This window comes from Amycolatopsis sp. NPDC058278, from assembly GCF_042881395.1.
Lineage (GTDB): Bacteria > Actinomycetota > Actinomycetes > Mycobacteriales > Pseudonocardiaceae > Amycolatopsis.
Genome location: NZ_JBHVXZ010000073.1, coordinates 37,151 through 50,166, shown reverse-complemented (window position 1 = coordinate 50,166; position 13,016 = coordinate 37,151). Strand labels below are relative to the sequence as shown.

The following is a 13,016-nucleotide window of genomic DNA, read 5'->3' as shown; positions in this document are numbered from 1 at the left end:
ATACGTCGCCAAAACCGCCTGCGCCTCAATCGGATCACCCAACCGAGTCCCCGTCCCATGCGCCTCCACAACATCCACATCGGACGCCGACAGGCCCGAGTTCTCCAGTGCCCGCAGGATCACTCGTTGCTGGGACGGTCCGCTGGGCGCGGTCAGCCCGTTCGAAGCACCGTCGGAGTTCACCGCCGAACCACGCACCACGGCCAGCACCGGATGTCCGTCCCGGCGAGCACGCGACAGTCGTTCGACCGCCACCACCGCAACGCCCTCCGAGAGCCCCGTGCCGTCGGCGGTGCCGGCGAAAGCCTTGCACCGGCCGTCCGGAGCGAGCCCGCCCTGACGGGAGATCTCGATCAGCCCGGCCGGCGTGGACATCACCGTCACGCCGCCCGCCAGTGCCAGATCGCATTCGCCCGACCGCAGTGCCTGGGCCGCCAGGTGCAGGGCCACCAGCGACGACGAACACGCCGTGTCCACCGTGACTGCCGGCCCCTCCAGGCCGAGCAGATACGCCACCCGGCCCGACAGCACGCTCGCCGAGTTGGTCGCGAGGTAACCGCTTCCCTGCTCCGGGTTCTGCATGACCATCGTGGCGTAGTCCTGGCTGCTGAGCCCGGCGAAGACGCCGGTGGCGCTTCCCTTGAGCGCCGACGGGTCGATGCCGGCCCGCTCGAACGCCTCCCAGGAGGCCTCCAGCAGGAGCCGCTGCTGCGGATCCATCGCGGCGGCCTCGCGCGGGGAAATGCCGAAGAAACTCGCGTCGAAGTACGCCGCGTCCGCCAGGAACCCGCCGTGCCGGGTGGTGGCTGTACCGACGCGGCCGGAGTCGGGGTCGAACAGCGCCGGCAGATTCCAACCGCGGTCGGCCGGGAACGGCGAGATCACGTCTCCGCTGTCAAGGAGCAGTGCCCAGAGCTCATCGGGAGTGCTCACCCCGCCGGGGAGCCGGCACGCCATGCCGACCACCACCACGGGATCGTCGTCGAACGCCTCGGCCCTGACCTCTGCCACCGCGGCGGCCGCGGCGCTCCGGCCGGTGAACCGTTCCGTCAGGTGGCCGGCCAGATCGGCCACCGTGGGGTGGTCGAACACCGCGGTCGCGGGGAGCTTCAGGCCGGTCGCGGCACTCAACCGGTTGCGGAGTTCCACTGCGGTCAGGGAATCGAACCCGAGGTCCTTGAAGGCCCGCCGCGGGTCGATCGCGTCCGCCGATTCGTAACCCAGCACGGTGGCGACGTGAGTGCGAACGAGTTCGACCGCACTCCGCGAGTCCCAGCGGGCCGGCCTCGCCCCGGCGGACCCGCCGGGCTGCCCGGCGAACGCCCGCCTCCGGTCCGGCCGGACGAGGCCACGCAGCAACGGTGGCACCTTCCCGCCGGCTGTGCGGCTCATCGGGGCCGGCACCAGTACCGCGGCCCCCTCCTCCTGCGCCGCGTCGAACAGCGCGAGGCCCTCGTCTGTGCTCATCGGCCGGAAACCGAACTCGTTGACCCTGGCCAAGTTCCGGCCGGTCACCTGCCCGGTCATCGCGCTGCGGTCGGCCCAGAGACCCCAGGCGAGCGAGACCCCCGGACGACCTTCGGCCCGGCGGCGGCGCGCGAGGGCGTCGAGGAAGGCGTTGGCAGCGGCGTAGCCGGTTTGGCCGGGGCTCCCGAGCGTCCCGGCAACCGACGAGAACAGCACTAAGGCGGCAAGATCCATCTCGCGTGTGAGCTCGTCGAGCACGAGTGCCGCGTCCACCTTCGGCCGCAAGACCGCTTCGAAGCGCTCCGGGGTCTGCGCCTCCAGCACACCGTCATCGACTACGCCTGCCGCGTGCACCACGCCGGTCAGTGAGAGACCGTCGAGCACGGTGGCGGCCGCCTGTCGGTCCGCCATGTCTGCGGCGACCACCCTCACCGTCGCCCCCAGCCCGGTCAGCTCTTCCTGAAGAGCTGACGCGCCGGGCGCCGCCGGCCCCTGCCGGCTCACCAGCACCAGATCGGTCACGCCGCGGCGCACCAGGTGCCGGGCCACGTGGCTACCCAGCACCCCGGTGCCCCCGGTGATCAGGACGGTGCCGCCGGCCATCGCGCGCGGAACCGTCAGCACCACCTTCCCGATGTGCCGGGCCTGCGCCACGTACCGGAACGCGTCCCGGATCCGGCGGATGTCCCAGGCCTTCACCGGCAACGGCCGCACCGCCCCCTGCGCGAACAGCTGCAGCAGTTCGCGCAGGATCTCGCCGATCCGGTCCGGTCCGGCCTCGCTCAGCTCGAAAGCCCGGTAGCGCACCGATTCCGGCGCCCTGACATCGGTCTTCCCCATCTCGATGAAGCGTCCGCCCGGCCGCAGCAACCGCAGGGAGGCATCGATGAACTCCCCCGACAGGGAGTTCAACACCACGTCCACCGGGGCAAAGACCGACGCGAACTCCGTCGTGCGCGAGGACGCGATCCGGGCGGTCTCCACGCCCAGCTCCGCCACGGCAGAGTGTTTGGCCGGGCTCGCCGTCGCGAAGACCTCACACCCCCAGTGCCGCGCCAGCTGCACTGCAGCCATCCCCACCCCGCCCGCGGCGGCGTGGATCAGCACCGATTCGCCCCTGCCGGCACCACCGAGATCACGGAGCCCGTAGAACGCCGTCAGGAACACGACCGGTACCGAAGCCGCCTCGGCGAAGGTCCACCCACCGGGCATCCGCGCCACCAACCGCGCATCGGCGACGGCCCGGGCACCGAAGGCCCCGCCGAACAGGCCGAAGACCCGATCGCCCGGGCGGAGCCCATCGACGCCGGCACCCACTTCGAGGACGACACCGGCACCCTCGCTGCCCAGCGGGCCCGGGTCCCCCGGATACATCCCGAGCACGCTGAGCGGATCCCGGAAGTTCACCCCGCACGCCCGGACCTCGATCCTGACTTCACCGGGTTCCAGCGCGCGCTCGGCTTCGGGAGCGGGCACCACCTCGAGGTTCTCGAGTGTTCCCTTGCCGGTCGCCTCCACCCGCCACGGCTCGCTCGGCGGGATCCGCAGGCCGGTGCGTACGCCGGCGAGCCGCGGCAGCAGAAGGTCCCCGCCGCGGACTGCGACCTCCGGTTCACCGACGCCGAGCGCCCGCGGCAGCGCAGCCACCGAATCCGCACGGTCATCCAGGTCCACCAAGGCGAACCGGCCGGGATGCTCGTTCGCCGCCGAACGCACGAAGCCCGCTACGGCAGCGTGCGCGAGCTCCCGCATCTCGTCACCTTCGGTCGCCGAGACCGCCCCTCGGGTGAGCACGACGAGACGGCCGCGCGCGGATCCGGCCAGCCACGACTGCGCCAGCTTGAGCACTCGGACGGTCTCGTCGGCTGCCGCAACACCGGTGCGGAGGCCGACCAGCACATCGCCGTCGCCATCGTCGCCGATGCGTTGCGTCGCCACGTCGATCCCCGCGGACCGGAGCAAGCCGGCCACAGCCGAATCGCCCTCGAGCACGACGCATCGATCCGGTTGGGCGGCCCCGGCTCCGGTGGCGATCCAGTCCACTGCGTACAGGCCGTCGCTGTTCCGGGTGGCGGCGAATCGCGCCAGGTCCGCCGGGCGCAGCGCGAGTGACGCCACCGAGAGCACCTCGAACCCGTCGCTGTCCGCCGCAGTCATGCCGAGCGTGCCGCCGGGTCCGGGCCGGAGCCGCACCCGCAGTTCCGATGCCCCCACCGCGTGCACGGTCACCCCGCTCCACGAGAACGGCAACCGCACCTCCTTCTCCTCGACCGCGAGAAGCAGGGGTTGCAAAGCGGCGTCCAGCAAGGCGGGGTGCACGGTGAACCCGTCGACGCCGACGTTCGCCGGCAGCGCCACCTCGGCGAAGATCTCCTCGCCGCGCCGCCACACGGCACGCACCCCCTGGAAGGCGGGACCGTACCGGTAGCCGGCGTCATCGAAGCGTTCGTAGGCGGTGGACACGTCGACCGGTTCGGCCGCGGGTGGCCAGTCCGCTGCCCACTCGGCGGGACTGCTGCCGTCCTGGCCGGGCGCCAGCTGCCCGTCCGCAAGGCGATGCCAATCACCGCCCGCGCCGGTTGCCGCATAGAAGGTGCAGGCCCGCTCTCCGGAGTCGTTCGGAGAGCCGAGGGTCACCAGCAACTCGTGGGCTTCCCCCTCCGCCAGAACCAGCGGGGCGTGCAGATTCAGCTCGGTAAGGTGCCGGCATCCCGCGCTTTCGCCGGCCCGCAGCGCCAGTTCGACGAACAGAGCTCCCGGCACCAGCACGGTGCCCGCGACCATGTGGTCGGCAAGCCACGGCTGTGCTGCCGTGGACACGCGCCCGGTGAACACCCAAGCACCGGTGCCGGGATCGGTCACCCCGCGATCGAGGAGGTCCGCGCCGGCCGTGGCCGGTTCGAGCCAGAACCTGGTGCGCTCGAACGGGTACGTGGGCAGCTCGACGTGCCTGCCGCCTTCGGTGACCCGGCTCCAGTCGACGACGCAGCCTGCGGCGCACACCTCGGCGAGCGAAGTCAGCAGCCGGGTGTGGTCGTCCTCGTCCCGGCGGAGGGTACCGACGGTGGTGACCGCGGCACCGGCGGTATCGGCGGTCTGCTCGACTCCGGTGAGCAGGACCGGATGCGGGGACGATTCCACGAACACCGAGTGCCCGTCGTCCAACGCCGCGGAGACCGCCCGTTCGAACAGGACCGTCTCACGCAGGTTGCGGTACCAGTAGTCCTCGTCGAGGCCATCGGTGTCGAACAGCGCGCCGGTCACCGTCGAGTAGAACGGAATCGAGCTTCGGCGCGGCCGGACCTCGGCCAACGCCGTCCGCAACTGCTCTTCGAGTGCCCCGACCTGAGGTGAATGCGAGGCGTAGTCCACCGCGATCCGCCGCGCCCGCACACCGTCCGCCGTCCAGCCGGCCAGCAGCTCGTCCAACACCTCGTCCGCTCCGGATACGACGACGGTTTCAGGGCCGTTCACGGCCGCAACCGAAACCCGCTCCGGTACGGCGGTCACGGGCAGCGAGACCGACAACATCCCACCCTTGCCCGACAACGACTCCGCCACGAGACGACTGCGGACAGTGACGATCCGGACCGCATCTTCCAGGCCGAGCGCACCCGCGACGTACGCCGCCGCGACCTCCCCTTGTGAATGCCCGATCACTCCGTGGATCACGACGCCCGCGGCACGCCACACCGCGGCCAGCGACACCATCACCGCGAACAGAACCGGTTGCAGCACCTCCACCCGGTCCAGGTCGGCCCGGGTACGCAGGATCTCCCGCACCGAGAAGGAAACGTGCTCGGACAGGGCCTTGTCACATGCCGCGAGCTCCTCGGCGAAGACCGGCGATCTGTCCACCAGCCCCGCCGCCATTCCGATCCACTGCGAGCCCTGACCGGGGAAAACCAGGACCACGCCCGGCGCGGTGGCCGCCGCGCCGGTCACGACCCGAGGTGCCGGAACGCCTGCAGCGACCGCCGCGAGGCCCTTCAGCAGCGGGGCCCGGTCGTCACCCAGCACCACCGCCCGGTGCTCGAAGACCGGCCGCGCACCGAGGGCGCGCCCCACATCGGCGGGCGTCAGCTCCTCGTGCGCCGCCACGTACTCCTTCAGGCGCCGAGCGAGTTCCCGGGTTCGCTCGGCCGACTTCGTCGACAGAACCCAGGGCACCGCCCGTGACGGCGTTGCTTCGGCGACCGGCTCCTCGTCGGCCGCCTCCAAGATCAGGTGAGCGTTCGTCCCGCTGATCCCGAACGCCGAGACCGCCGCCCGACGGCGGCGGCCCGCCGGCCACGCCACCGCTTCCGTCGCCAGCTCGACGGAGCCTGCGGACCAGTCGACCTCGGGCGTCGGCTCGTCCACGTGCAGCGTGCGCGGGATGACCCCGTGCCGCATCGCCAGTAGCACCTTGATCACGCCGGCGATCCCGGCGGCAGCCTGCGTGTGCCCTATGTTCGACTTGACCGACCCCAGCAACAGCGGGGTTTCCCGGTCGCGTCCGTAGGTCGCCAGCAGTGCCTCGGCCTCGATCGGGTCACCCAGCCGTGTACCGGTACCGTGCGCCTCCACGACATCGACATCGGCCGGTGAGAGCCCGGCGTCGGCCAGCGCCCGCCGGATTACCCGCTGCTGGGACGGGCCGTTCGGCGCCGTGAGCCCGTTCGACGCACCGTCGGAGTTCACCGCCGAACCGCGCACCACGGCCAGTACCCGGTGGCCGAGCCGCCGGGCGTCGGAAAGCCGCTCGACCACCACGACGCCGGCTCCTTCGCCCCAGCCCGTCCCGTCCGCTGCCGCCGCGAACGGCTTGCACCGGCCGTCGGCGGCCAAACCGCGCTGACGCGAAAACTCCACGAAGCCCATCGGGGTCGACATCACCGTTACGCCACCGGCGAGTGCGAGGTCGCATTCGCCCGCTCGCAGTGCGCGCACGGCCAGGTGCAGCGCAACCAGCGACGACGAACACGCCGTGTCCACCGTGACGGCCGGTCCTTCGAAGCCGAGGGTGTAGGCCACCCGGCCGGACACCACACTCGCGGAGTTGGTGGCCAGGTACCCGTCACTGCGCGCGGGATTGCCGGCGAGCACAGCGGAATAGTCCTGGCTGCTCAGGCCAGCGAAGACACCGGTGTCGCTGCCTTTCAGCGACGCCGGGTCGATCCCCGCGCGCTCGAGGGCCTCCCAAGACGTCTCGAGCAGAAGTCGCTGTTGCGGATCCATCAGGGTGGCTTCGCGGGGCGAGATGCCGAAGAAAGCCGCGTCGAATTCGGTGGCCCGGTCGACGAAACCACCCACCCGGACGTAGGACTTGCCCACGCTGTCCGGATCGGCGTCGTACAGGCCGTCGAGGTCCCAGCCGCGGTCGTCCGGGAAGCCGGACATCGCGTCACGGCCGTCCGCCAGCAGCTGCCAGAACCCTTCCGGATCGGACACCCCGCCGGGGAAGCGGCAGGCCATGCCGACCAAGACCACTGGATCTTCCTCGGGCGGCGGCGCTGTCACCGCCGGGGCGAGCTCGTCCGCGCCACCGGCGATCCGGTCGACGAGGTAGGCCGCGAGCCGGGCGACCGACGGGTGGTCGAAGACGATCCCCGCCGGGAGCCTCAGCGACGTGGCATCGGCGAGGCGGTTGCGCAACTCGACCGCGGTGAGCGAGTCGAATCCGAGTTCCTTGAACGCCTTCTCGGACGAGAGCTCCTCGTCGGCACCGTGGCCCAGCACCGTGGCCGCGTGTTCGCGCACCAGATCCAGCGCCCAGCGCAACTGCTCCGCGCGGGACAGCCCGGACAGACGCGGCTGTGCGCCGCCTGCGCGGGCGCGCGACGCGCGGGTCCGTGTCGGTGCTCGGCGGAGGAGGTCCCGTACCAGCGGGTGGTCCCCGGCCGGGTCGATCCGGCCTGCGACGAGAACCGGCCGACCGCCGGCCAGCGCCCGGTCGAACGACCTCAGCCCTTCCGCGGCACTCATCGGGCGAAACCCGGTACCGGCCAACCGGGCCAGGTCCTGGCCCGCGAGCCCGCCGGTCATCTCGCTACGGTCGTCCCAGAGCCCCCACGCCAGGGACAGCGCCGGCGCTCCGGCAGCCCGCCGCCGCTCTGCCAGCCCGTCGAGTAACGCGTTGGCGGCCGCGTAGTTGGCCTGTCCGGGGGCGCCGAAGGTCCCGGCGGCCGAGGAAAAGACCACGAACATGGCGAGATCCAGCCCGCGGGTGAGCTCGTCGAGCAGCACGGCGGCGTCGACCTTGGGCCGGAAGACCCGGTCGACCCGCTCTGCGGTCAGCGACCCCAGCACCCCGTCGTCGAGCACCCCTGCCGCGTGCACCACCCCGGCCGGCGAGTACGCGGCCAGGACCTCGGTGACCGTCTTCCGGTCGGCCATGTCCGCCGCGACGACGCGGACCCGGGCGCCGAGACCGGTCAGCTCGTCCCGCAGCGCCGCGGCGCTGGGCGCGTCGGAGCCGCGACGACTCACCAGGACGAGGTCGGTTGCGCCGCAGCCCACCAGGTGCCGGGCCACGTGACCGCCCAACACGCCCGTCCCGCCGGTGATCAGCACTGGACCACCCGGCAGCGCCGCCGGCACCGTGAGCACGATCTTGCCGATGTGCTTCGCCTGTGAGAGGTACCGCAGCGCTTCCACCGTCTGCCGGACGTCCCACACCGTGATCGGCGTCAGTTCGAGGACGCCCTGCTCGAAGAGGTCGAGCACCTCGTCCAGGAGCTCCCCGATCCGGTCCGGCCCCGCCTCTCCGAGGTCGAACGCCCGGTACCGGATCGAAGAACCGGGGCTACGGACGTCGGTCTTGCCCATCTCCACGAACCGCCCACCGGGACGCAGCAGCCGCATCGACGCGTCGACGAACTCCCCCGAAAGCGAGTTCAGGACCACGTCCACCGGGGAGAAGGCGGCCTCGAACTCCAACGTCCGCGACGAAGCGATGCGTTCCCCCGCGACGCCCAGGCCGACAACGGCCGGCTGCTTCGGCGGGCTCGCCGTCGCATACACTTCGCATCCCCAGTGGCGCGCGAGCTGCACCGCGGCCATGCCGACGCCACCGGCCGCGGCATGGATCAGAACCGACTCACCGGCCTGCACACCCGCAAGATCCTGCAGGGCGTAGTACGCCGTGAGGAACGCCACCGGCACAGAGGCCGCTTCCGCGAACGACCACCGATCCGGGATCGGCGCGACCATGCGAGCGTCGGCGATCACGCAGTCGCCGAACGCCCCGGTGAAGACACCGAAGATCCGGTCGCCCACCGCGAAGCCCGTGACGCCGGGACCGACCTCGGCCACGATTCCGGCGCCCTCGCTGCCGATCACCTTTTCCCCGGCGACGAGGCCGAGCCCGACGATGGCGTCCCGGAAGTTCACTCCGGCTGCCCGCACCTCGATCCGCACCTCGCCGTCCGCGAGCGGCCGCGCGGACTCCGGCGCCGGTAGGACCGCCAGGTTCTCCAAGGTCCCGTGCCCGGTGACGTCGACCCGCCAGTGCCGGTGCGCCGGCAGCCGGAGGGCGGGCGCCGGACGGGCCAGCCGCGGGGTCAGCACCTTCCCCGCCCGGACGGCGAACTGCGGTTCGCCCGACTGCACGGCCGCGCGCAACGATCGCGCAGAATCCGGGTGAGCGTCCACGTCGGCCAGCACGAACCGGCCCGGGTGCTCGCTCTGCGCGGATCGCACCAGCCCCCAGATCGCGCTCCCGGCAAGATCGCCCACCACGTCCCCGGGTGCGGTCGCCACCGCACCGCGGGTGACGATGACGAGGCGCCCGGCCTCGGTGTCCGCCCACGTCTGCAGCAGTTCCAGCACCCGCGCCGTTTCACCATGCACGGACGCGGCGCCGGCGGAACACACGACCACGGCTTCCGCGTCCCTGGGTGCCGCCACCGGCTCCGCCTTCAGGCCCGCTGCCACGAGGCCGAGCACATCGGCACCCGCGAGAAGCCACTTGCCGGAGTCACCGCCGGGTACGTCGACCGGCCGCCACACGAGTTCGAACAAGGTGTCCGCAGCCGAGGAGTCCGTCGCGGCACGGATCTGTGCCGGGTCGAGCGGGCGTGCCAGCACGGAATCCACCGTGATCACCAGCGAGCCGCCCGGATCGGCGGCGGCGAGGGAAAGCGTGCCATCGGCGGTGGGAGCCAACCGGACCCGGAGCTCGTCCGCGCCGAGAGCGTGCACCGAAACCCCGCTCCACGAAAACGGCAGCCGCACGGACTCCGGGCGGTCCACCGAATCGAGCAGGACCGGGTGGAACGCGGCGTCGAACAGAGCGGGGTGAACCAGCTCGCCGGCCTCCCGGACGCCGTCCGGCAAAGCAACGTCGGCGAAAGTTTCCGTTCCCCGGCGCCAAACAGCGCGCATGCCCCGGAACTGCGGGCCGTAGTCGTAGCCAGCTTCCGCGAACCGATCGTAGGCGTCCTGGACTTCTACCGGCTCCGCACCGGCGGGCGGCCAGCTCACGGCCCAGTCCGGCGCCCCGGGTGCTGCGAGCCCGGGCGCCAGCACGCCTTCCGCATGGCAGGTCCAGCCACCACGACCGGAATGGATGGTGACCGGCCGGCGGCCGGTTTCATCGGCGCCGCCCACTTCGACCCGCACATCCAGCGTCTCGCCCTCGCGCACGATCACCGGTGCCCGCAGGGTCAGCTCCGCCAGTTCACCGCAGCCCGCGTGGGCGCCGGCCCGCAGCGCCAGCTCCACCAGCGCTGTCCCGGGCACGAGCACCGTGCCCAGCACGGCGTGATCGGCCAGCCAGGGCTGTGCTTGCGGCGAGATCCGGCCGGTGCAGAGCCAGCCCCCGGAGCCGGGAAGCTCGACCGCGGACTCGAAAAGCTCACCACCACCGCCGTCGCGGGACAGCCAGTACCGCTTGCGCTGGAACGAATACGTCGGAAGCTCGACGCGCGCGCCCCCGCCCGTGACCCGCGCCCAGGCCACCGTCGCCCCGGCTGCGAACACCGCTCCCAGCGAGGTCAGGAACTGGGTGGCATCGTCGTGGTCCCGCCGCAGCGTGCCGACCACCGTGGCCATTACCCCGGCCACGTCGAGTGTCTCCAGCATCGCCGGCACGAGCACCGGGTGCGGGGACACCTCGACGAAGATCTGCTCCCCGAGCGCGCGGACGGCGTCGGCGAAGCGGACGGGCTCACGCAGGTTCCGGAACCAGTAGTCCGCACCGAGCTCGGCCGTGTCCAGCAAGCCGCCCGTCACCGTCGACGCGAACGGGATGGATCCCGGTCGCGGCCGCAGGACGCCCAGCGCTTCTTGGAGCCGTCCGGCCAGGACGTCCACCTGATCGGAATGCGATGCGTAGTCCACGGCGATCCGGCGGGCGCGTACGCCTTCGGCCACCCAGTGCGCGAGCAGTTCGTCCAGTGCCGGGTCCGCCCCGGACACCACCACCGACTCGGGACCGTTCACCGCCGCGACGCACGTACCGTCGGGCAGCGCGGCGCGCACGGCTTCGACTGGCAGCGCGACGGAAACCATCCCACCCCGGCCGGACAGCTCCGCGCCGACCAGCCGGCTGCGCACGGCCACGATCCGCGCCGCATCCGCCAAGGACAACGCACCCGCCACGTAGGCTGCCGCGACTTCACCCTGCGAATGGCCCACCACGCCGGTGACGCGGACGCCGGACTCCCGCCAGAGCGCAGCGAGCGACACCATCACGGCGAACAGCACCGGCTGCACGACGTCGACCCGGTCGAGGCTGGCGCCGTCCCGGATCACCTGCAGCACGGAAAACGGGAAATGCGCCGACAAAGCCGCGTCACACGCCGCCAGCTCGGCGGCGAAGACCTCGGAGGAATCCAGCAACCCGGCCGCCATACCCGGCCACTGCGAGCCCTGCCCGGGGAACACCAGCACAACCCCATCGCGGGCGGTGTGCCGCGGTGTTGCCACCGCAAGGCCTTCGAGGCCCTGCAGCAATGTCTTCCGTCCCGTGCCGAGCACCACGGCCCGGGACTCGAACACTGCCCGAGTCGAGGCCAAGGAGAAGGCGACGTCCTCGGGACGCAGCCCGGGATGCGCCGCGGCGTGGTCCCGGAGCCGATCGGCCTGGGCGCGCAAAGCTTCGGCGGACTTCGCCGACAGGACCCAGGGAACGACACCGGTCACGAGCGGGGCTGAGACGCTCGCTTCGGCGTCGATGGACGGCGCTTCCTCGAGCACCACATGAGCGTTGGTCCCGCTGATCCCGAACGACGAGACCGCCGCTCGCCGCGGCTGTCCCGTCCGGGGCCACGACAGGTGCTCGCGGGCCAGCTCGACCGCGCCGGCCGACCACTCGACGTGTGAGGTCGGCTCGTCGACGTGCAGGGTTCGCGGCACCTCTCCGTGGCGCATCGCCATGACCATCTTGATCACGCCTGCCACCCCGGCGGCAGCCTGAGCGTGTCCGATGTTCGACTTCAGCGAGCCGAGCAGCAGCGGGTGCCGTCGCTCCTGCCCGTAGGTGGCGAGCAAAGCCTGAGCCTCGATGGGGTCCCCGAGCCGTGTTCCGGTCCCGTGGGCTTCGACGACGTCGACGTCGGATGCCGCCAGCCGAGCGTCTGCCAGCGCCTGCCGGATCACCCGTTCCTGCGCCAGGTCGTTCGGTGCGGTCAGTCCGCTGGAGGCCCCGTCTTGGTTGACGGCCGTGCCCCGGACCATCGCCAGCACCGGGTGCCCGTGCCGGACCGCGTCGGAAAGCCGCTCGAGCAGCAGCAGCCCGACGCCTTCACTCCACGCCGTGCCGTCCGCCGCCTCAGCGAAGGACTTGCACCGGCCGTCGGGCGCCAGTCCGCGCTGCCGCGAGAACTCCACGAACGTCGACGGCGACGTCATCACCGACGCCCCGCCGGCCAGCGCCAGATCGCTTTCGCCGGACCGCAGCGAACGCACCGCCAGGTGCAGCGCCACCAGCGACGAGGAGCAGGCGGTGTCGACTGTGACGGCCGGGCCTTCGAGGCCCAGTGTGTAGGCCACCCGTCCCGATGCCACGCTCCCCGCGTTCCCGCTGACGAGGAGCCCCTCCAGGTCTGCGGGACGTTCGGGGAGCCCGGCCGCGTAGTCGTAGTACATGATTCCGGTGAAGACGCCCGTGGAGCTGCCGCGCAACGACCGCGGATCGATCCCGGCCCGCTCCAGCGTCTCCCAGGAGACCTCCAGCAGCAGCCGCTGCTGCGGGTCCATCGCCGTGGCCTCGCGTGGCGAGATGCCGAAGAAGCCGGCGTCGAAATCTCCCGCGTCGTGGAGGAAGCCACCCTCGCGAACATAGGACTTGCCCACACGGTCGGGGTCCGGATCGAACAGTCCCTCGAGGTCCCAGCCCCGGTCGGTGGGGAAACCCGAGATCGCGTCCCGCCCGGCAGCGACCAGGTCCCACAGTTCGCCGGCGGAACCGACCCCGCCCGGCAGCCGGCAGCCCATACCGACGATCGCCACCGGCTCGGCGGCGGCGTCGACCGCGTGCTGGTGCAGTTCGCGCAGCCGCTCGTTCTCTTTGAGCGACGCGCGCAAGGCCTCGACAAGGCGGCCGTCTGCTTCGGTCACTGCTC

Annotated in this window: 1 protein-coding gene; it reads right to left on the bottom strand. The window is 71.8% G+C overall.

All coding sequences use genetic code 11. The annotated features are described in order from the left end of the window. The coding region (locus ACFVYA_RS31710; RefSeq protein ID WP_387050221.1) for an SDR family NAD(P)-dependent oxidoreductase at positions 1 to 13,011 on the bottom strand (13,011 nt) is incomplete at its 3' end. Positions 13,012 to 13,016: the final 5 nt, after the last annotated feature.